The organism is Methylocystis iwaonis, from assembly GCF_027925385.1.
Lineage (GTDB): Bacteria > Pseudomonadota > Alphaproteobacteria > Rhizobiales > Beijerinckiaceae > Methylocystis > Methylocystis iwaonis.
Genome location: NZ_AP027142.1, coordinates 3,702,054 through 3,722,632, shown reverse-complemented (window position 1 = coordinate 3,722,632; position 20,579 = coordinate 3,702,054). Strand labels below are relative to the sequence as shown.

The 20,579-nt window shown below is 65.1% G+C and carries 19 protein-coding genes and 1 riboswitch; of the genes, 7 read left to right on the top strand and 12 right to left on the bottom strand.

The features are described from left to right. Positions 1–250: 250 nt before the first annotated feature. The 4 genes from gcvPB to gcvT are packed head-to-tail and all read right to left on the bottom strand — an operon-like array spanning position 251 to position 4,664. The gene (gene gcvPB / locus QMG84_RS17745; RefSeq protein ID WP_281929535.1) at positions 251–1,792 is read right to left on the bottom strand and encodes an aminomethyl-transferring glycine dehydrogenase subunit GcvPB; all 1,542 of its coding nucleotides are present in this window, start codon (positions 1,790–1,792) and stop codon (positions 251–253) included. A gap of 1 nt (position 1,793) precedes the next feature. Further along, positions 1,794–3,134 carry an aminomethyl-transferring glycine dehydrogenase subunit GcvPA gene (gcvPA, locus tag QMG84_RS17740; protein WP_281929533.1) on the bottom strand — a complete coding sequence of 447 codons (1,341 nt, stop codon included), beginning with the start codon at positions 3,132–3,134 and terminating at the stop codon, positions 1,794–1,796. Positions 3,135–3,152: 18 nt separating this feature from the next. Then, a complete protein-coding gene (gene gcvH / locus QMG84_RS17735; protein ID WP_281929531.1) occupies positions 3,153–3,527 on the bottom strand; it encodes a glycine cleavage system protein GcvH in 375 nt (124 codons plus the stop codon). Between the two features lie 9 nt (positions 3,528–3,536). Then, entirely contained in the window at positions 3,537–4,664 is a 1,128-nt protein-coding gene (gene gcvT, locus QMG84_RS17730; protein ID WP_281929530.1) for a glycine cleavage system aminomethyltransferase GcvT, read from the bottom strand. A 167-nt stretch (positions 4,665–4,831) separates the two neighbouring features. Continuing rightward, positions 4,832–4,919, bottom strand: a riboswitch (glycine riboswitch). Positions 4,920–5,090: 171 nt separating this feature from the next. On the opposite strand from gcvT, the gene QMG84_RS17725 reads away from it, so the two are divergent. Then, positions 5,091–7,127, top strand: coding sequence for a hypothetical protein (locus QMG84_RS17725; protein WP_281929528.1), 2,037 nt, complete (start codon positions 5,091–5,093; stop codon positions 7,125–7,127). 165 nt (positions 7,128–7,292) lie between these two features. Here QMG84_RS17725 and hdeA read toward each other — a convergent pair whose 3' ends face one another. Next, positions 7,293–7,619, bottom strand: coding sequence for an acid-activated periplasmic chaperone HdeA (gene hdeA, locus QMG84_RS17720; protein ID WP_281929527.1), 327 nt, complete (start codon positions 7,617–7,619; stop codon positions 7,293–7,295). Between the two features lie 314 nt (positions 7,620–7,933). Here hdeA and QMG84_RS17715 point away from each other — a divergent pair, with 314 nt between their 5' ends. Beyond that, the gene (locus QMG84_RS17715) at positions 7,934–8,461 is read left to right on the top strand and encodes a DUF992 domain-containing protein (RefSeq protein ID WP_281929525.1); all 528 of its coding nucleotides are present in this window, start codon (positions 7,934–7,936) and stop codon (positions 8,459–8,461) included. Between the two features lie 234 nt (positions 8,462–8,695). Here the strand turns inward: QMG84_RS17715 and QMG84_RS17710 are convergent, their stop codons facing one another. The 5 genes from QMG84_RS17710 to QMG84_RS17690 all read right to left on the bottom strand — a co-directional run bounded on the left by QMG84_RS17710 (position 8,696) and on the right by QMG84_RS17690 (position 14,556). After that, the gene (locus tag QMG84_RS17710) at positions 8,696–9,748 is read right to left on the bottom strand and encodes a cytochrome-c peroxidase (protein WP_281929523.1); all 1,053 of its coding nucleotides are present in this window, start codon (positions 9,746–9,748) and stop codon (positions 8,696–8,698) included. A gap of 59 nt (positions 9,749–9,807) precedes the next feature. Continuing rightward, positions 9,808–10,446 (bottom strand): S24 family peptidase, encoded by a 639-nt coding sequence (locus QMG84_RS17705; RefSeq protein WP_281929521.1) that lies wholly within the window; start codon positions 10,444–10,446, stop codon positions 9,808–9,810. 108 nt (positions 10,447–10,554) lie between these two features. Continuing rightward, positions 10,555–12,411 carry a cation:proton antiporter domain-containing protein gene (locus QMG84_RS17700; RefSeq protein ID WP_281929520.1) on the bottom strand — a complete coding sequence of 619 codons (1,857 nt, stop codon included), beginning with the start codon at positions 12,409–12,411 and terminating at the stop codon, positions 10,555–10,557. Positions 12,412–12,738: 327 nt separating this feature from the next. After that, complete coding sequence (locus QMG84_RS17695) at positions 12,739–13,224, bottom strand: DUF2147 domain-containing protein (protein WP_281929517.1); 486 nt, start codon at positions 13,222–13,224, stop codon at positions 12,739–12,741. A 123-nt stretch (positions 13,225–13,347) separates the two neighbouring features. Next, on the bottom strand, positions 13,348–14,556 hold the full coding sequence (locus QMG84_RS17690) for a glycosyltransferase family 4 protein (RefSeq protein WP_281932063.1): 1,209 nt from the start codon (positions 14,554–14,556) through the stop codon (positions 13,348–13,350). 132 nt (positions 14,557–14,688) lie between these two features. Here QMG84_RS17690 and QMG84_RS17685 point away from each other — a divergent pair, with 132 nt between their 5' ends. From QMG84_RS17685 to QMG84_RS17665, 5 genes are all read left to right on the top strand, one after another. Then, positions 14,689–15,522, top strand: a complete 834-nt coding sequence (locus QMG84_RS17685; protein ID WP_434085964.1) for an alpha/beta hydrolase — start codon at positions 14,689–14,691, stop codon at positions 15,520–15,522. Positions 15,523–15,731: 209 nt separating this feature from the next. After that, entirely contained in the window at positions 15,732–16,835 is a 1,104-nt protein-coding gene (gene metX / locus QMG84_RS17680; RefSeq protein WP_246744712.1) for a homoserine O-acetyltransferase MetX, read from the top strand. Further along, positions 16,832–17,461 carry a methionine biosynthesis protein MetW gene (metW, locus tag QMG84_RS17675; RefSeq protein WP_202071128.1) on the top strand — a complete coding sequence of 210 codons (630 nt, stop codon included), beginning with the start codon at positions 16,832–16,834 and terminating at the stop codon, positions 17,459–17,461. The genes metX and metW overlap by 4 nt, the downstream gene beginning before the upstream one ends. A gap of 187 nt (positions 17,462–17,648) precedes the next feature. Further along, a complete protein-coding gene (locus QMG84_RS17670) occupies positions 17,649–18,389 on the top strand; it encodes a Crp/Fnr family transcriptional regulator (RefSeq protein ID WP_202071519.1) in 741 nt (246 codons plus the stop codon). A gap of 81 nt (positions 18,390–18,470) precedes the next feature. Further along, positions 18,471–18,884 (top strand): DUF1636 family protein, encoded by a 414-nt coding sequence (locus QMG84_RS17665; protein WP_202071129.1) that lies wholly within the window; start codon positions 18,471–18,473, stop codon positions 18,882–18,884. 137 nt (positions 18,885–19,021) lie between these two features. Here QMG84_RS17665 and ppa read toward each other — a convergent pair whose 3' ends face one another. Continuing rightward, positions 19,022–19,558, bottom strand: a complete 537-nt coding sequence (gene ppa / locus QMG84_RS17660) for an inorganic diphosphatase (RefSeq protein ID WP_165054910.1) — start codon at positions 19,556–19,558, stop codon at positions 19,022–19,024. 126 nt (positions 19,559–19,684) lie between these two features. After that, positions 19,685–20,572 carry an anti-sigma factor family protein gene (locus tag QMG84_RS17655; RefSeq protein ID WP_281929514.1) on the bottom strand — a complete coding sequence of 296 codons (888 nt, stop codon included), beginning with the start codon at positions 20,570–20,572 and terminating at the stop codon, positions 19,685–19,687. Positions 20,573–20,579: the final 7 nt, after the last annotated feature.

Sequence of the window (20,579 nt, the reverse complement as noted above, 5' to 3'; positions counted from 1 at the left end):
CTCTCGTCATTGCGAGCGCAGCGAAGCAATCCAGGGCTGCAATAGTTGCTCTGGATTGCTTCGTCGCTACGCTCCTCGCAATGACGGAGACTGCGCGCACCGCTTCAGCACGGGCGCGCCAGATCGCGCAGCTAGCGCTAACCTTGCTCTGGATTCCCGATCACTCCTTTGAGCGCTGGGAAGACGCCCCGTCATTGCGAGCGCAGCGAAGCAATCCAGGGCGGCAATTACCCTCTGGATTGCTTCGTCGCTACGCTCCTCGCAATGACGGAGACTCCGCGCTCCACCTCAGCACGGGCTTGCGCGCCGCTGCTGTCTCGTCGACGCGCCGGCGCGGCGCGAAGCGCGGGGCCTGGGTGAAGCGCTTGGCGTCGCCTTCCTTCGCGCGCTTCGCCAGATCGCGCAGCGTCGCAATGAAGAGATCGAGCGAGGCTTTCGATTCTGATTCCGTCGGCTCGATCAGCATGGCGCCATGCGCGACGAGCGGGAAATAGATCGTCATCGGATGGTAGCCCTCGTCGATCATCGCCTTGGCGAAATCGAGCGTCGAGACGCCTGTGCCCTTGAGCCAGGCGTCGTCGAACAGAACTTCATGCATGCAGAGGCGATCGCCGAACGGCTGGCTCATGACGTCGCGCAATGACGCGCGCACGTAATTGGCCGACAGCACCGCGTCTTTGGAAGCCTGCGCCACGCCATCGCCGCCATGCGCCAGAAGATAGGCGAGCGCGCGCACGAACATGCCCATCTGACCATGGAAAGCCGTCATGCGGCCGAAGCTTTGCGTTCCCTCCGCGTGCTCGACAAGCTCGAGCGCTTCGCCGTTGCGGCGAAGGAACGGCACGGGCGCGAAGGGCGCCAGTCTTTCCGACAGCACGACCGGACCCGCGCCCGGACCGCCGCCGCCATGCGGCGTCGAGAAGGTCTTGTGCAGATTGATATGCATGGCGTCGACGCCGAAATCGCCCGGCCGCGCCACGCCGGCGATGGCGTTGAAGTTGGCGCCGTCGCAGTAGAAATAAGCGCCCGCCTCGTGAACGGCGTCGGCGATCTCGATGATCTCACGCTCGAAGAGACCGCAGGTATTGGGGTTCGTCAGCATGAGCGCCGCAACGTCGGGGCCGAGCGCTTCTTTCACCGCCGCCGCGCGGACTGTTCCATCATCGGCGCCCGGCACGACGCGCACGGAAAAGCCAAGCAGCGCCGCCGTCGCCGGATTGGTGCCATGCGCCGACTGCGGGATCAAAACCACGTTTCGCGTCGCGCCTTCGCCGCGCGCCGCGACGGCGGATTTGATCGCCATCATGCCGCAGAGTTCGCCATGCGCGCCCGCTTTCGGAGAAAGCGCGATCGCCTGCATATTCGTCAGCGTCAGCAGCCAATGCGCAAGCGTCTCCATCAGCTCCAGCGCGCCCTGCACGGAGGAGATGGGCTGCAGCGGATGAAGATCCGCGAGGCCTTCTAACCGCGCGAGCTTCTCATTGGCGCGCGGATTATGCTTCATGGTGCAGGAGCCGAGCGGATAAAGGCCGGCGTCGATCGAACAGTTCTTGCGTGACAGGCGCACATAATGGCGCATCGCCTCCGGCTCGCTGAGGCCGGGAAGGCCGATCTGGTCCTTTCGCTCCATCCCGCCGAGGCGTGCGGCGAATTGCGGCGGCTCTTCGACGTCGACGCCGGTGGCGTCCGTGCGGCCGATTTCGAAGAGCAGAGGTTCTTCCTGATCGAGCGCGCGATTGCCGGTGAAGGTGTCGGGCGTTTCGTCGTCGATGTGAGCGGGGCGGTCGAGCATCTCAAAGAGACCCTTCCAAAGCGGCGACAAAGGCCGCGCGATCTTCCGGCGTATTGGTTTCGGAGCTGGCGACGAGCAGCAGATCGTCGAGGCCGGCCTTGGGCAGAAGCCGCGAGACGGGGACGCCTGCGAGCACGCCCTTTGCCGCCATTCGCTCAACGAGCGCGGCGGCGTCACCCTTCACGCGCAGCGTGAATTCGTTGAAGAAGTTCCTGTTGAGCACGTCGACGTTTGGAACGCGCTCCAGCATTTCCGCAAGCGCGACGGCGTTGGCGTGGTTGAGCTTCGCGAGACGCGTGAGCCCTGCTTCGCCGAGCAGCGTCAGATGAATGGTGAAGGCGAGCGCGCAGAGGCCCGAATTGGTGCAGATGTTCGACGTCGCCTTGTCGCGGCGGATATGCTGCTCGCGCGTCGAGAGCGTGAGCACGAAAGAGCGCCGCCCGTCGGCGTCGACGCTTTCGCCCGCCAGACGCCCCGGCATCTGCCGCACATAATCGTGCCGTGTGGCGAAGAGCCCGACATAGGGGCCGCCGAAATTCAGCGCATTGCCGATCGATTGGCCTTCGCCGACGACGATATCGGCGCCCATGGCGCCCGGCGCCGTTAAAAGGCCGAGCGAAACGGCTTCGGTGAAGACCGCAACGAGCAGAGCGCCGTGGCGATGGCAAGCATCCGCGATCTTTGTGAGATCGCGTAAATTGCCGAAGAAGTCAGGCGTCTGCACGACGACGCAGGAGATCGTATCGTCGATTTTCGCGATGATGTCTTCTGCGCCCGAGACGTCGGGCGCCATGGCGAGCGTTTCGTCTTCGGCAAGGCGCGAGATCGTTTGCACGACCTCGGCGTAATGCGGATGCAGCCCGCCCGAGAGCAGCGCCTTGCGGCGCTTCGTCAGCCGGTGCGCCATCAGCACGGCTTCCGCCGTCGCCGTCGAACCGTCATACATGGAGGCGTTGGCGACATCCATGCCCGTGAGGAGCGCGACCTGGGTCTGGAACTCGAAGAGCGTTTGCAGCGTGCCCTGCGAAATCTCCGGCTGATAGGGCGTGTAGCTTGTCAGAAACTCCGAGCGCTGGATCAGATGATCGACGCTCGCCGGCACATGATGCCGATAGGCGCCGGCGCCAATAAAGAAAGGAACGCGCCCCGCAGGCGTGTTGCGTGCGGAAAGCTGCGAGAAGATGCGCTCGACTTCCAACTCCGATTTATGGCGCGGCAGATCGAGCGGTTCTTTCAACAGCGCCGAGGCCGGCGCGTCCGCGTAAAGGTCTTCTATTCTATCTACGCCGATCGTCGCCAGCATGGCCTTCCGGTCGGCGTCTGACAGCGGGAGATAGCGCATCTCTTGTTCCTTCCGGCGCTACAAGGTCTTCACGAAACCGGCGTAGGCGCCTTCGTCCATCAGCGTTTCAACTTCGCCGGCATTCTCCAGGCGCAGCTTGACGAGCCAGCCGCCGGCGAGCGGATCGTCGTTGACGAGCGCGGGCTTTTCGCCGAGTTCCGCGTTGACTTCGACGACTTCGCCCGTAACCGGCGCATAGACTTCGCTCGCGGCTTTCACGCTTTCGACGACGGCAAGCTCCGAGCCCTTGGTGACTTTCTTTCCGATCTTGGGCAGATCGACGAAAACAATGTCGCCGAGCTGCGCCTGCGCATAGTCGGAGATGCCGATGGTCGCGACGTCGCCATCGAGCCGAAGATATTCATGGTCCCTCGTGAAACGCAGCATGGTCATCCCATCCCATCAGGCTTTGAAGTAGCGATGCGCCACGAAAGGCAGGGGCGCCACATCGACGCCGATGCGGTTGCCGCGCAATTCCGTGGCGAGCGAAACGCCGGGCGCGGCATATTCGCGCGCGACATAGCCCATGGCGATCGGCCGCTGCAGCGTCGGCGAAAATCCGCCGGAGGTGACATGGCCGGCGACTTCGCCGCTTTGTGAAACGAGGATGGCGCCCTCGCGCACCGGCGCTTTGGTCTGCGGCAGGAGTCCGACCCGCAGGCGCGGCGGTCCATTGCGCAAAGCAGCGTCGATGCGCTCGAAGCCGGGGAAGCCGCCTTCCGCGCGCCGTCTTTTGCCGATCGACCAGGAAAGGCCGGCTTCCACTGGGTCGGTGGTCTCGTCGAGATCATGCCCATAGAGCGGCAATCCGGCCTCCAACCGCAGCGCGTCGCGCGCCCCCAGCCCCGCCGGCGCCACGCCGTCATTGTCCAGAAGCGCCTTCACGAAAAGCTCGGCGCGGTCGGCGCGCATGGAAATCTCGAAACCGTCTTCGCCCGTATAGCCGGAGCGCGAAACGAAGAAGCTCGACACGCTCTCTTCGAAAGCGCGCCAGCTCATGAAAGGAAGGTCCTCGGCGCCGGGGAGGAGGGCGCCGAGGACGGCCGCCGCGCGCGGCCCTTGCAGGGCGATCAGCGCGCGGTTCAACGGGATGAAGTCGAATTGCGGCAGGCGCTCGCGAATGAGCGCGAAATCATCCGCCTTCCGTGACGCGTTGACGACAATGAGCAGCCGCTCCTCGACGCCCGGCAGGCGCGTCACCATCAAATCGTCGGAAACGCCGCCTTTTTCGTTCAAAAGCTGCGTGTAGCGCATGCGCCCGGGCGCGAGCCCGACGAGATCGCCCGGCGTAAGGCTTTCGAGCGCGCGCGCAGCGCCCGCGCCGGCAAGGATCGCCTGGCCCATATGCGACACGTCGAACACTCCCGCCTTCTGGCGCGTGTGCAGCGTCTCGGAGACAATGCCCGAGGCATATTGCAGGGGCATGTCATAGCCGGCAAAGGGCGCCATGCGCGCCCCCAGGCTGCGATGCAAGGCGTCGAGCGGCAAATGCGCCAGCGGGGCGCCATCGTGGTTGGGCTGAGCGGTCACAAGAGACTCTCCGGCTTCGGGCGTTTGCGCAGCGGGCGGAATCAGGCTCGCGACGCGCCCCCTCTGTCCGGTGACCTGAGAGATTTCCCCGCTTGCCGATAGGCAAGCGAGTTACGCCCTTCGGTGGGCGAAGCGCTTTTCGAGCGCCGCGCCGCTTTCCAGAGTCTGTCCTCTCCGCGGTCCTTTTGCCTGAGCGTTTCCGGGGCGGTTTCGCCTTCGGCGCCGGCGCGAGCCGGTCTCTCCCGCGAAAGAGGTTACGACCACAAAGATGTGCTTCCTCCCGCACTGCGTCAAGACGCGGGCGCGCGACATTTTTGATCGCATTTGCGCGGCGAGGGGCAGCGCGGCTATTCTTTGGCCGCCTTTTCCGCGCATGGCCCGCGGCGTCATGCTTTTCTTGGGGCTTTCAACCGGGCGCTGTGGCGAATGTGGCGTGAGCAGTTGGACTATTTCTGGGACGGCCGGCGACGGCTCGTCATTGGGTGCTTCGACGGCGCCGAACGCGCGCCGCTCGGGGCGCGCCCCGCGCTGACCGTCGTTTCGGCGCGCGACCCCGGTTTCGAGAGCGAGCCCACGCTCGTCGATGTGATCGACACGGCGCGTTGGCGCGCCGGAGTCGTGATTGCCGACATTTCGCTCGAACATCGTTTCGTGCGCCTGCTCGCCGCCGACGGTGAGGAGCTGACGCTGTTTCTGGGCTCGGAGCGCGACCAGCCTCCAGAGGGCGATTATCGCCTGTTGATGACCCTCTTGCCCGAGGGCGGCGGCCCAGATGCGGCCGCCTTCCGGCTCGTTGCGTTTCCGGCGCGCGGCGATATTGAGCGGCTCGCGCGGGAGCAGGCCACGACGGCCGGGCCGCGCCTTGTCTGGGCCTTCGGGCAGCGCCGCGCCTTCGAGCAGAGCGCGGGCGGCGCCCTCGTCGCGCGGCTTGCGCCGGCGCGGCGCATTTTTCCTGCCTATCAGAGCCGGCTGCTGCTGGAGGCGCGCGGGCTCGACGTCGAGGCTTCCGCCGACACCCGCGAGGCGCCCTTCGCCATCATGCAGCACTGGCTGCACGAAAATGGCGCGCCGCGCGCCATGCTGCGCCTGCGCATTCCCGATTCTCTGGAGGAGAGCGCGGCGACGCTCGGCGGCGCCAGCGTCGCGCTCGTCCTCAACCAACGCCGCCGCCTGCGTGGCTGGATGCATGAGCAAAAGCAGGCTGGCGAGCCGGTCATCGACCCGCTGACCTTCGACGACATTCGTGAGGCGACGGGCGACGCGGGCGAATCGCCCGACGCGGTGGAGGCCCGTGACGCCATCGTCGTCGCGAACCTCCTCAACCTTCTGCTCGATCCCGATTCGCCGGAGGCCGACGGCGTCGCCGTGCGGCGCAGCCTCGAGAAAAACGGCGCGGGCGCCGGAGAGACGATCGAGATCGATTTCTACGGGGCGGCGCGCGGCGACGATCTGGGGCTTGTGGCGCCGGCCGCGCGGCAGGGCGATCTCGCCATCGCGCCGGTCGATCCCGGCGGTCCGCTCGTTGCGCGGCTCTTTCGTTTCGAGGCCGATGGACTCGTTCCCCGGCGCCTCAACGAGGATGATCCGCTCATCGAAGAGCTGACGCGCCGCGCCGCCCATTCCGTCACCCGCACCAATACGAGCGCCGCCGCCCGCGCCTTCGCCGAGCGCGCGGCCGGATTGAAGAGCCGGCGGGAGAAGCTTGTCGCCGGTTTCAACGAGGCGCTGACGCGCGCGGGCTTTTCCACGCGCTTCTCTGCGGCCGGTCTGTGGGACGTGTTCGAGCCTCTACAATTGGCGAGCTTCGTGACGCTCGCGACGCAATCGCCGCCGCCGGCGCGGGCCGCGCTGCAAGAGATGGGCGCTTATGGCGCCTATGGCGTCGATCCGGCGCTGGCGACGGCGCTCATGCGCGGCGGAGCGCTGGCGCAGGGCGCGCGCGTTGTCGCGGACCCACGTGGCGGCGCGTCGCTCGCCGCGCGCTACGCCGCTGCTTGCGGCGCCGAGGGAATGACGCCCCCTGGCCTAGACGCCTCGTCGCAAGTCGCCGCGCTCGGCGTTTTGATCCGGGAAGAGGATATGCCGTTTTTGCGCGCTGCGCGTATCGGCTTGTCTGTAGACTCGGTTGTCCGGCGCGCCGCTTCTGTCGCCGCCCGGCGCCTTGTGGATTTGGCGGCGGTCGAAAGCGCCATCGTCCATTTCGAGAAATCGCGGGACGTCGAGAGCGCCTCGGCGCTTTCGGAATATCTCGCCGCCCGCCGCGCCGGCCGTTGGATCTCCGCGGCCTCGGCGCCGGCGCTCGCGTCGCTTCTGGCGCGCGCCGATGTGGCGCGTGAGGAGGAGCAGACCCGCGTCGCCGTCGGCATGACCGCCGCAGCCGCGGCGCCGCCGACGGTCACTATCGCGCCGCCGCCCCGGCCCGAGAAGCCCAAGGGCTTCTTGCGGCGGCTGTTCGGCGGATAGTTCTCGAGTCTGCGTGAACACGCCGCTCCCCCGGCGTAGCCGCGGCCGTCATGCGAGGAGCGTAAGCGACGAAGCAGTCCAGGGCGGCGACCGCGGCTCTGGATTGCTTCGCTTCGCTCGCAATGACGGCGACATGCTTTCTCGCCGCGGCTGAATGCAGGCCCGTTACAGTTTGTCCTTCAGTTTTTTCGCGTCCGCTTCCACGGCGCGCCATGCGTTCCGAAGCTTGGTCACGAACGACTCGCTCGGCGCTTTCTTGCAGTCGTCGATAATCATCGGCACGACTTTTTCCGTGCCTTCGATGTCGACGACGGAGTCGGGCTTGCCGCTTTTGGCCTTGGCCGTCGCCCAATAGACGACCTTGGGCTGGAAATCGTCCTGGACAGCGAGAAACTCCTCGCAGGTCCATTTAGCGACCGGCTTTTTCGTGTCGGCGATCGCCGCCTGGGCGGCGAGGGCGCAGGAAGCGAGAAGGAAATAACGTAGCTTCATGAGACGCTCCGGGAATAGCGTTGAGGAAAACTGCGACGCGAAGGAGTGACCGAGCTCGGTCACCCCGCATATCCGAGCATAAGCGGAAGACAACGACAATCGCGTGGGCAATCGGTTCGCGCGCCGCGCGGGAGAAGGGTTCGGACTGAGTTAACGTCGCGTTGACGCGCGCCGAGGATCGAGATCGTTTACGTTGTCCTTACCGCGATTGCGAAGAGCGAGGTTGAACGACGTCTCGGCCGTGTTAGCTTTCCGGGCCCAGCCTGAGCTGGTCTCTCCTAATCTCGCTCCGATTCTTCCTGAATGAGGCGCCAATGATTTTGTCCAAGAAACTGTCGCTCGCCGGCCTGGCCTTTTTGGGCCTGGCGCTCGCCCCGGTCACTGCGCTCGCGCAGACGGCGACTGTCGGCACGCTGCAATGTCATCTCTCGGGCGGGGTCGGCATGATCCTGGTAGAAAACCAGGTGGCCGACTGCGTCTATAAAGGCCAATCTGCGCCGCCGCAGCACTATATCGGCCGGCTCACCAACGTGGGCGCGAATATAGGGATCAGCGGCCCTGGTGAAATGATATGGGAAGTTGTGACGGCGACCAATAAGGTCGGTCCGGGCGCTTTGGCCGGCGATTACGCGGGCGCGCAGGGATCAGTGGCGGTCGGCGCCGGGGTCGGCGGCGCCGTGCTGGTCGGCGGCTCCAGCAATTCCATTTCCTTGCAACCGATTTCCGTTTCCGCCGATACGGGGCTGAATCTCTCGGCCGGCATTGGCAATCTCAATCTGCAATATATGCCGGTGACGCCGCCGCCGCCATTCAAGCTGCTGAAGCTGAAAAAGGCTCACTGATCAGCCTCCGAAAGCAGCAGCGCCGCTCGCATGGACTCATGCGAGCGGCGCTTGTTTTTTGAGTATAGCGCCCGCCGCTGTTGGTTGGGCCCGCTGTCATTCCCGACGCTCGCGAAGCGAGCGATCGGGAATCCAGAGCAGAACCAGCGCTTTTGTGGCTCTGGATTCCCGGTCGGGCTTTCAGCCCGCCGGGAATGACATTCCCCAATGCGCGCTGTTCAAACGGAAATAGTATCAGCGGTCGCGCGGCGGCAGGACCGGGAGAACGATGTCGGGCTGCTTCCCCGTCAGCGTCTTTAGGAAAGCCACGATTTTCGTCGTCTCGTCGTCGGAGAGCTTCGCGCCGAGCTGCGCCTCCGCCATCACCGCCACCGCTTTCCTCAGATCGAAGGTCGAGCCTGTGTGGAAATAGGGCGGGGTCATTTCGACGTTGCGCAACGACGCAACCTTGAACACGTAACGGTCCGCGTTGTTCTTGGTCACTGCGTAGCGGCCGGCGTCCTCGGGCGGCAGATATTCGGGGCCGGGATTCGCGACGACGCCGAATTTGGCGTAGCTCGCCCCGCCGATGTTCACGCCATTGTGGCAAGCGGCGCAGCCCTTGTTGATGAAGAGCTCGAGGCCGGCCTTTTGCGTGTCGTCGAGCGCCGCGTCGTCTCCGGTCAGCCAGCGATCGAAGGCCGAATCGGGGGTGATCAGCGTCGCTTCGAAGACCGCGATCGCTTTGCCGATATTGTTGTAGACCAAGGGGTCGGCTTCGCCGGGGAAGGCCGTCTTGAACGCCTCGACATAGGCGGGCACGGTCTTGAGCTGATCGATTTCATGCTGCTTGGTGGCGGCGAGCTCGACCGGATTGATCGCCATGGGCCCGCCGCGCGTCTTCAGCACGGCCTTGGGATTGGCCATGACCGAATTGACGACCTGGTCCTGCAGATCAGCCGCGCGGCCGTCCCAATATAGGGATTTGTTGAAGACGGCGTTGAGCACCGTCTGCACGTCGCGCCCCGCGAGCTGGCTGCTGGCGATCGTATCGACGCCGCTCATGCTGAGGTTGTGGCAGGTGGCGCAGGCCATGTCCCGGTGCTCGGACAGGCGCGTCTCGAAGTAAAGCATCTTGCCGAGCGCGAGCTTTTCCGGCGTCGCCGGATTGTTGGGGAACGCCGGCGCGGTCTTGGGAATCGGCTCGAACAGGCCCTTTGCCTGATCGCGCAAGGCGCCCTCGGCATGAGCGGCGCCGGCGCCGACCGACAAAAGAGCAAAGATCGAGGCGACGAGGGAATGACGCATGTTCGGGCCCACCTCCTTGGAAAGGAAATCGCTCTATAGCACAGCTCTTTCCTTGCGCCTTATTGGCTCGCCCATAAAATCCGCGCCATCCAGCTCACGTCCTCGCGCGGCACGACGCGGTCGGGATAGGCCGGATTGATCGAACGCAGTTCGATCGAGCGCGCCGTCTGGCGTTTGAGTTCCTTGGCCATGATCTCGCCGGCGGCCGTCTTCACCACCACGCGATCGCCGCGGCGAATCGGCGCTGCAGGCGAGACGATGACGATATCGCCCTCGCGATAGAGCGGCGCCATCGAGTCGCCGGCAATCTCCAGCGCATAAGAGTGCTCATCGGCCTCGGCGAGAATGTCGATCTCGTCCCAGCCGGCGCCCACGGCGAACCCTGAGTCGTCGAAAAAGCCGCCCGCGCCGGCCTGCGCCATGCCGATCAGCGGGCGGGTGTAGCGCCGCGCTTCGCCGCTCGCGGAGACCAGCGCCATGAAGTCGTCGAGGCTCGCGCCCGTCGCCTGCAGAACCTTGGCGATCGATTCGGTCGAGGGCCAGCGCTGGCGCCCCGTAGCCGTCTCGCGCTTGGAGCGGTTGAAGGTCGTCGGATCGAGCCCCGCCTTGCGCGCGAGGCCGGAGGGCGTGAGCCCGTAGCGCTCGCCGAGCGCGTCTATGGCCGCCCAGATCTGGGCGTGGGAGAGAATATCCGTCATGGCGCGACCGGGTTGGGGAAAGGATGGTTCTTCTAATAGGAATATATCCTTGTCTCTGCGCGCCGCAAATAGGAAAATTATCAGGAAGAACGGCGGCTTGGGGCCGCCCTACGCCTCCTCCTCCGCCTCTTTCGCCGGTCGGCCGGAGATACGGCGCCGCGCCTGCTCGCGTTTTATCTTATTGCGTCTTTCCGTCTGACGGGCGCGCGCTTCTTCGCCGGTGGGCTGGAGGATCTTGCGGTATTCGTCGCGCTTTTCATGGATGGAGGCGATCACATAGCCCATGGGCACGCCGACATCGACGAGCACCGTCTCCGCAAGCTGCAGGCTCGCCTCGATCGTCTCGGGGATGGCGTCGCTGGCGCCGAGCGCATAGAGCGTCGTGGCGTGGCGGGCGTCGCGGGCGCGGGCGACGATGATCAGATCGGTCCTGATCTCGCCGGCGATACGCACGATCTCCTCGACCGCCGCTGCGTTCTCGATGGTCACGACGAGGGCGCGCGCCTGCTCCAGGCCGCAGCGCATCAGGAAGTCCTTGCGCGCGGCGTTGCCCCAATAAATCTCGACGCCCTTCGCGCGCGCGTCGGTGACGATGGAGACGAGATTTTCCACCGCGACGAAAGGCACATTGTGGCGCGACAGCATGTCGCCGACCAGGCTGCCGACGCGCCCATAGCCCACGATCAGGACGCGGCCTTCGGCGACGGCGTTTTCCGGCTCGAGATGCGCGAATTTCGTCTCGTCGCTCGCACGCTCGGCGGACTGCGAGAGCCGTGCGCCGAGGCGCCCCAGGAAGGGAATGAAGAAGATGCTCAGCGTCACCACGACCATGGTCTCGGCGCCGTTATGGCCGGGCAGGACGCCGGCGAGCATGGCCGAGGTGAGAAGCGCGAAGGCGAATTCGCCGCCAGGGGCGAGCAAAAAGGCGGCTTCGGCCGACGTTCGCCAGTCGATGCGGAACAAGAGCGCGAGCGAGAAGATGATCGCCGCCTTCACCGCAATGAGCCCCAGCGTATGGATGATCGTCGGCGCGGGGTCGGCGACGACCGCGCCAATGTCGAGCCCCGCGCCCACGGAGACGAAGAAAAGGCCGAGCAGCAAGCCTTTGAACGGCTCGATCGTCACCTCGATCTCGCGGCGGAACTCCGTCTCCGCGAGCAGCAGGCCGGCGACGAAGGCGCCAAGGCCCATGGAGAGGCCGGCCGCAGCGGTCACCAGCGCTTCGCCCACGATCACCAGCAGACAGGCGGCGACGAAAAGCTCCGCCAATTGCGCCGCGGCGACGAGACGGAACAGCGGCCGCAGCAACAGCCGGCCGAAAATGATGAGGCCGGCAAGCGCGACGAAGGCGGGCAGGAGAGTGTAGACGGCTTGAAGCGCGTTGAAGCCATTTTTGGCTTCGGCCAGGACGGTGACGAAGAACAACGCCGGCGCCACCATCAAATCCTGCAGCAGCAGCACCGAGAAAGCGACGCGCCCCGGCGATTTGTTGATGCGTCGTCCTTCGGAGAGCACGGGCATCACCACCGCCGTCGAGGACATGGCGAGGGCGACGCCCATCAGGATCGAGGGCGCGGCGTCGACGCCGAACCAATAGCGCCCGACAAGCGCCAGTATCGTCGTGCAAACGGCGACCTGGGCAAGCCCCAGGCCGAAAACGAGCCGCCGCAAGCGCACGAGGCGCTCCCAGGAAAGCTCCAGCCCGATCATGAAGAGCAGGAAGACGAGCCCGAATTCGGCGAGCCGCCCGACGCCCTCGACATCGGCGATGGTGAAATAGCCGAGCCATCCATAGCGCTCGGCGAGGCTGCCGAGCCCATGCGGCCCGAGCGCCGCGCCGGCAAGGAGGAAGCCCAGCACCGGGCTGACTCGCAGCCGATGGAACAAAGGGACGACCACGCCCGCGGTGGTGAGAAAGACGAGCGCCTCGCGGTAGGATTCGAGATGTAACGGATTCTCGCCCACGCAGCCTCCCGACGCCCGATGATTCGATGAAGCGAATGTAAAGGCGATGGCGCGTTTTGCGAGACGAATGAAGCAGAAACTATGCTGTTGGAGTGCACAAAAAAACGCCGCCTTTCAAAAAGGCGGCGCAAGAGTGCATACAAACGGCGATGACGCCCCTCGTGCTTCGAGACGCCTGCTGCGCAGGCTCCTCAGCATGAGGGGCTTCTGCATCGGCGCAAGCAAGACATTTAGGCCTCATCCTGAGGAGCGAGCGCAGCTCGCGTCTCGAAGCACGAGGCCGCCTCGGAATCTAACCCGCGAACCGGCGCCGCCCGTCTTGGCCGATTATTCCGCGCTGGCGGCCCTTGCTTCCTTCGCGCGCGGCTCGAGCGCGGCCTGCGGCTTGGTCGCGGGCGCAGCGCTGACGCGGGTCCAGGTTTCGCCGCTGCAGAGAATGCCCCAGAGACAACCTTTCAGCCGCAACTCATTTGCCGATTTGATGGTGATCGAGCCATCGTAGATCTTGCCGTCCTGCGCATTATAAAGCTTGCCCTTCCATTCGTTGGGCCCGCTCTTGGTGGCGCCGCGCAAGATCACCGTGCCGATGGATTTCTGATCCTCGGCCTTCTCGACGGAAATGAGCTTGGCGCACAGTTGCGCGCCGCAGTCGTAGAAGCTGAATTGCTCTCCCCCTTCCGGGCGCAGCCAGACGCCGTGCGGATCGTTGGGATCATGGGGGGCGACCGCTCCCGCCGGCGCGGCGAGAAGCGCCAAGGCGGCGGCTGCGGGCACAAGACGCGTGAAGAGATCGAAGACTGGGATACGCTTCATGTCGATCGCTCCTTACTCGTGGCGATGAGGGAAGCGTCTCTCTTCAAATGGGCAAATCTTCGACCGCAATGAGACGTGGACTGGACGGTCCGTCGCACGCTTCGGCGTGATCCTGAGCGGCTCCTATTGCTGGAGCAGGCGCCGATAGACATCGAGAGTCGCGCGCTGCATCTGTTCGATCGAGAATCGGCTCTGCACATTGTCGCGGGCGCGCAGCATCAGTTCGTCGCGCGCCGAAGCCGTCAAAGACAGCGCTTCGCCGATCGCGCGCGCGAGGGCGACGGGATCGCCCGGCGGCACGCGCCAGCCCGTCGCCTGATGGCGCGGCGTCTGCGGCGGCGCTTGCACGATCTCGGGAGAGGCGCCGATGTCGGAAACGATAACCGGCGCGCCCATCGCCTGGGCTTCGATAGCGACGCGGCCGAAGGCTTCGGGCTCGATGGAGGGCGCGACGACGGCGGCGGCGGCGAGATAGGCCGCGGGCATGTCGTCGCAATGGCCGGCGTTGCGGACCAGATCCGAAACCCCGGCCCGCTGGATCTGCGTTTCGATCGCCTGGCGGAAATTCTCACTGTGGGGATCGCCGACGAAGAGAATGCGAATGTCGCTCATATCGCTCGCTGCAAGGCGCTTGGCCGCCTCGATCATCACTGCATGGCCTTTGCGCGCGGCCAGCCGCGCGGGCAGCAGCACGACGCGCTCATGCGCCGCCACATTCCATTGCGCGCGCAGCCTCTGAACGCGTGAGGGCGATACGGCGTCCGGCGAAAAGACGCGCAGGTCGGCGCCGCGCGGAATGACTACGACACGTTCGCTGGCGTCCGGATGCAATTGGCGAATACGCTGCGCCGCGAATTCGGAAATGGCGATGACCGTGTCGCCTGTCGCCATGACCGCGTTGTAGCGCAGCTTGATCGGCGAGGTTCCATAGTAGGCGCTATGGTATGTCGTAACGAATTTGGCGCCGGTCTGGCGCGTGGCGTAATAAGCGACCCAGGCGGGGGCCCGCGAACGCGCGTGGACGATGTCGACGCCCTCGTCGCGGAGAATGCGGGCGAGCTGCACGGAGTTGAGCGCCATGGCGAATGGGTTCTTCGTCGCCGCCGGGAAGGGAATCCAGATTCCGCCCTTGGATTGCAGCTCGCTGACCATGCGGCCGCCGCGCGAGGCGACGAGACAGCGTCCCCCGGCGAGAGCGAGCGCTTCCGCCATATCGATCGTGGCGCGCTCCGCGCCGCCCGATTGAAGGTCGGGGACAATCTGCAGCACCGTTCTCCCGACCAGCGATTGGTCGGCGGCGGGGGCTTTGGGAGGGGCGAGCGTTTGCGGCATCAGGGGGCGGGCGACCAGTTCCAACTTCGTGAGGCCGCATTCTCTTACGGGATTATTTACCAACTATGAGCAAATGGCGGCAAAACAAGCGCGGAGCGAGAACGCGCGTCGCCGCATCGACGAAAAGAAGAGATGAGCTTGATCCCGACCCCGACGCAAACCGACTTCCTCGATGTGGCGAATCCCGCCGGCGGCCCGCCCTGGCGCATCGCAAGGCGGCTGCGAAAACCGACCCACGCGGGGATCGCCGCGCCGGGAATCGTCTGGCTCGGGGGCTTTGCGTCCGATATGGCCTCCACCAAGGCGAGCTATCTCGACGCATGGGCGTGCGAGAGGGGGCGCGCCTTTCTGCGATTCGATTATTCGGGCCACGGCGAATCGGGCGGACGCTTCGAGGACGGCTGCATCGGCGATTGGCTGGAGCAGACCGCCGCGGTCTTCCTGCAATCGACGCAAGGGCCCCAGATCGTGGTCGGCAGCTCCATGGGCGGATGGCTCGCGCTGCTTCTGGCGCGTCGTCTCGCTGAAAGAGGCGAGGAGGGCCGCCTTGCCGGCGTGATCCTGATTGCCCCCGCCGTCGATTTCACGGAAGCGCTCATCTGGGCCAATCTCGACGAGGCGGCGCGCCGCGACATCATGGAGAAGGGGGCGTGGCGCCGCCTCTCCGAATATGCGCCCGACCCCACGCCGATCACACGCCGGCTGATCGAAGATGGACGCAACCATCTCCTGCTCGGCGGCATCATTCGCGCCTACGCGCCCGTGCATATTTTGCAAGGCATGGCGGACCCAGACGTGCCCTGGCGTCACGCGATGACCCTCGTCGAACATCTCTCGGCCGATCCGGTGACGCTGACCTTCGTCGCCGACGGCGACCACCGCCTGTCGCGCCCGCAGGATCTCGCGCAGCTCGGCGCGGCTCTCGAGCTGATGCGCCCGCCGGCGGCGGAAACGGGGGCGAGATAGCGAGCCAGTAGCAAGCGCTCATATTTCGGGCCTTGACAGTCCCGGCCCGCGCCTCGATGGTGCCGAACAATTCGTTCGGCATATCGAACGTGGGGATCGTTTTGACTCAATCTCAGCAGGCGAAGGACGACGACGGCGCCCCGCCGATCCTGGCCCCCTGCGCAAATGGGGCGAATGGCAAGCCGCACGGCAAAAGCGTCGTTTTCCCAATGGATCACGCGCTCGTCACCGACGGCGGCCGCAGCATTGCGCCGCTCGCTATCGGTTACGAGACCTATGGCGAATTGAACGCCGACCGCAGCAACGCCATCCTGCTCTGCCACGCGCTCACCGGTGACCAATATGCCGCGGGCGTTCATCCCGTAACCGGCAAGCCCGGCTGGTGGGACGCCTTGGTCGGTCCCGGCAAGCCCTTCGACACGGAGCGATATTTCATCATTTGCTCCAATGTCGTCGGCGGCTGCATGGGCACGACGGGGCCTTCCTCGACGAATTCGTCGACCGGCAAGCCTTATGGCCTCGATTTTCCCGTCGTCACCATCCGCGACATGGTGCGCGCCCAGGCGATGCTGATCGATCATCTCGGCATCGAGACGCTGTTCTGCGTGGCGGGCGGCTCGATGGGCGGCATGCAGGTGCTGCAATGGGCGGCGAGCTATCCCGATCGCGTTTTTTCCGCCATGCCGATCGCGACGGCGGCGAAACATTCGGCGCAAAACATCGGCTTCAACGAGGTCGGCCGCCAGGCGGTGATGGCCGACCCGGATTGGCGGGCCGGCCGCTATCTCGAGCAGGGCGTGCGACCCGAAAAGGGTCTCGCCGTGGCGCGCATGTCGGCGCATATCACCTATCTTTCGGAAGCCGCGCTGCAGCGCAAATTCGGCCGCAAGCTGCAGGACCGCTCCGCGCCGACATTCTCTTTCGACGCCGATTTTCAGGTCGAAAGCTATCTGCGCTATCAGGGCGTCGCCTTCGTCGAGCGCTTCGACGCCAATTCCTATCTTTTCGTGACGCGCGCCTGCGATTATTTCGATCTCGCGGCCGACTACGGCGGCTCTCTGGCGAAAGCCTTCAAGGACACTAAGACGCGTTTCTGCGTCGTCTCTTTCACCTCCGACTGGCTTTATCCGACCTCCGATTCGCGCGCGGTCGTTCACGCGCTGAACGCGGGCGGCGCTTCGGTTTCCTTCGTCGAGATCGAATCGGATAAAGGCCATGACGCCTTTTTGCTGCACGAGCCGATGTTCATCGCGACGACGCGCGGCTTCCTCGAATCGGCCGCCGTCGCGCGCGGACTGAAGGCGCGGCCATGACCCTTACTCAACATCCTCGCCTCGATCATCTGCTCATCGCCGACATGGTGGAGCCGGGCGCCCGCGTGCTCGACGTCGGCTGTGGCGACGGCGCGCTTTTGCAGCTTCTGGCGCGGGCGAAGAATGTCGACGGGCGCGGCGTGGAACTTTCGCAGCGCGGCGTGAACGAATGCGTCGCCAAGGGATTGTCGGTCATCCAGGGCGACGCGGACACGGATCTTGCGGATTATCCCAATGACGGCTTCGACTATGTGATTCTGTCGCAGACATTGCAGGCGACGCGCCATCCGCGCGAGGCGCTCGGCAATATGCTGCGCATCGGCCGTCGCGCCATCGTCTCTTTCCCCAATTTCGGCTATTGGCGCGTGCGCGTCCAGCTTGCCTTTCGCGGCCGCATGCCGGTGACCGGCAATTTATCCTATAGCTGGCACGACACGCCGAACATTCATTTGTGTACAATCCGCGACTTCGTGGAGCTTGTTGACAATCTCGGCGCCCATATCGAACGCGGCTTTGCGCTCGATCACGCGGGCGCGCCGATTCGCGTCAATGCGCCTTGGTGGGTTTGGAATCTGATGGGCGAACAAGCGATTTTCCTTTTGGAGCGCGACGCTCCTTCCGAGTAATGCTGCATTGCCATTGTATTTTTTTACGGCTGTGCGACGGTTTGTCCCGTGCGCTCGGCTCTGAATCGCGCTAGCCTGCTTTTGCTTGATCTGATCGGCCCCATTGCATTTGAGCTGGCGGCTCCGGAGCAATCTTCGACAAAACCGCCGGGACTGGTTTTTAACGAGGGGAGACGTCCGCGTGACAATGCATGGAGATATTGCGCTCGAAATTGCTCAAACCCGCAAAGGCCGCGTGAACCGGCGCAGTTCCCGCGCGACGCTTTCCGAGCCGCCGACGCTTCGCGATTTGCGGCTTTTCGCCTCCGTCGACAGCGAGACGCTCTCGCGTCTAGCGCTCGAGGCCAAGGTTGAAACCTTCGACGAGGGCGCCGCGATCTTCCGCCAAGGCGATCTCGTGAACGCTGTCGTGATCGTCCTGCACGGTTACGTCAAAGTATTGCGCATCGCATCCTCGGGCGACGAGACGCTTGTCGGAATCTGTTCGGACGGCGAGACGGTCGGCGAACCGCCTTCGGGCGCGAATGAAACCTACCGCGTCTCGGCGGAGGCCATCGGTCCGACCTCGGTTCTCAAATTCCCCGCAGCGCGCTTCTCGCGGCTGATGAAAGAATCGCCGTCTCTTTGTGCGGCGGTCGTTCAGGACGCCAAGGACAAGATCGCCGCGCTCGTCACGGAGATCGAAGCGCTCAAGGCGCAGAACGCGGATCAGCGGCTCGCAAGCTTCATTCTCGCGCTCTGCCCGCCGGGCGAAGAACAGTGCCGCTTTCGCTTGCCCTATGACAAAAGGCTGATCGCCGCACGGCTGGGCGTGAAACAGGAAACGCTGTCGCGCGCCTTCGCCAAATTGCGCGAACATGGCGTGCGCACGGAGACGCGCGACGTGTTGGTCGAAAGCGTCTCGCGCCTTGCCGAACTATGCGACTAGCTGTTTCTTCTGTCTCGGCTTTCTTTTGAAAAATGCGCGCGTGTCGTTTCGCGCTAGTTCTTGACCTTTGCGGATTTCGCTATGAAAACTTCTCCCGCCGAGAACGGGAGAAGCGACGTGTCGAACAACAGCGAGGTCACAATTTTCGTCTGCACGTCTTGCCGTGACAGCAACGATCCCGAGCGCCGTCCGGGCGCGGCTTTTATCGACGCCTTGCGGTCCCGGCTGGCGGAGCGCGCGCTTGATTTCCGCGTGGAGCCGGTCGACTGTCTCGCGGTCTGCAAGAGACCGGCGACAATCGCTCTCGCCAGCGCAACCAAGTGGACTTATGTGATCGGCGATCTCGATCCGGCGAGCAGCGTCGACGAGGCCATCGATTCTGCGGCGCATTACGCCGAAAGCGAGAATGGCATCGTCGCCTGGAAGGACCGGCCTGCCTGCTTCAAGAAAGGCGTCATCTCGCGCACGCCGCCGCTTATCAATCGCGCCGGGTAATGCTTCGTAAAAGCGGCGCTGAGCGCGGAGGCGTTGGCAAAATCATCTCCCGTCATTTGCGAGGAGCGAAGCGACGAAGCAATCCAGAGTCGCGACCGCTGCTCTGGATTGCTTCGCTTCGCTCGCAATGACGCGTATTACTTCTTTTCCGCCTTCGCGCGCTCGATCCCCGCGCTGATCAACGCGCGGGCCTCCGCGGCGTCTCCCCAGCCGGCGACCTTGGCCCATTTGCCGGGCTCGAGATCCTTGTAGTGCACGAAGAAATGCTCGATGCGCCGCCAGGTCATCTCCTGGAGGTCGGTGTAGTTATGCACGTCCACGTAACGCTGGGTGAGGCGCGGCGACGGCACTGCGACGATCTTCTCGTCGCCGCCGGCTTCGTCGGTCATGCGCAACACGCCGATCGGACGCACGGAAATAACCGCGCCGGGCGCCACGGGGCGCGTATTGGCGACGAGCACGTCACAGGGGTCGCCGTCGTCGGAGAGCGTATGCGGAATGAAGCCGTAGTTCCCCGGATAGCGCATGGCCGTGTAGAGGAAGCGATCGACGAAGAGCGTGCCCGACGCCTTGTCCAGCTCATATTTGATCGGCTCGCCGCCGAGCGGCACTTCGACCACGACATTGACTTCATGCGGGGGGTTCGCGCCGATCGGAATGGCGTCGAGACGCATACTTCTAGCTCCGGTTTTAGAGAATTCCGCTTTGCGCGCATAGAGGCGCCCGAGCGATCATGGGAGATGAATCGCGGCTGCACCTAGCATTAATCCGAGGCGGACTCTAGGGCGCCACGCGCCAGGCTAGCGCTTTTCGTCCGGCGCGGCGGCGATGGCGGTGGCGGCGCTCTCCGCGGCGGCCTGCATCTCCTCCTGGGCGAGCGGCCCGACAAGGACGAAGGCGAAGCCGCCGGCGCGCCATTCGATCGCCGTGACCCCCTGCGCCGCGCGGGGCGCGAGCGGCGCGCCCGCCGCCTCGGCGCGCTCGAAATAAAGCCCGAGGCGGGCGCCGTTGGCGCGCTCATAGATCAGCAGGCCCGCGGGCGCGGCGACGCCCGGCAAGACGCGCCCGCCGATGAGGCGCAGGCCGAGCCCGGCGAGATTGGGCGGCCGGGAGAAGCCGACGCGCTCCGCCAGCCAGGCGACAAGCTCGCCTTTCCGGGAAACCTCGATCTCGACCGGGCGGGCGTCGGAGGCATAGGTCGCATAGGTCAGGCTGGCGCGACCGGCGTAGCTTTGGGTGAGAACTGCCGAAACCGGCGGACGCGGCGCTTCGTTTCGGCCGGCGAAGACGAGCGCGGCGAGGCCGGCCACCGCCGCGCCGGCGAGCAGGGTCAAAACAGTAGAGAGCGCCGCCTGCCGCCGGCGGCTGGCGCGGATTTCGTCGAGCCGCTGGGAGGGGCGCGAGGCGCCCGGCCGCCCCCAATGGATGGCGCCGGTCTCGATTGGTCCTTGCTGAGGCGCATGCGTGCGGGTCGCGGCGTCTTTGAGCGACAGCGGCAACATCTCCAGCGCCGCCGGCTCGAAGGCCGCGCGCAGCGCCGCGTTTTGGCGTCGCCACCCCTCGACGAGGGCGGCGTCCCCCGGGTGCGCGAGGAGGTGGTCCTCGACCTTGCGGCGGCGCTCGGCGTCGAGCTCGCCGTCGACCAAAGCGTGGAGGTCGGCCTCGCCAATGATGCTGGAAGCGGGCAAGCGGCGC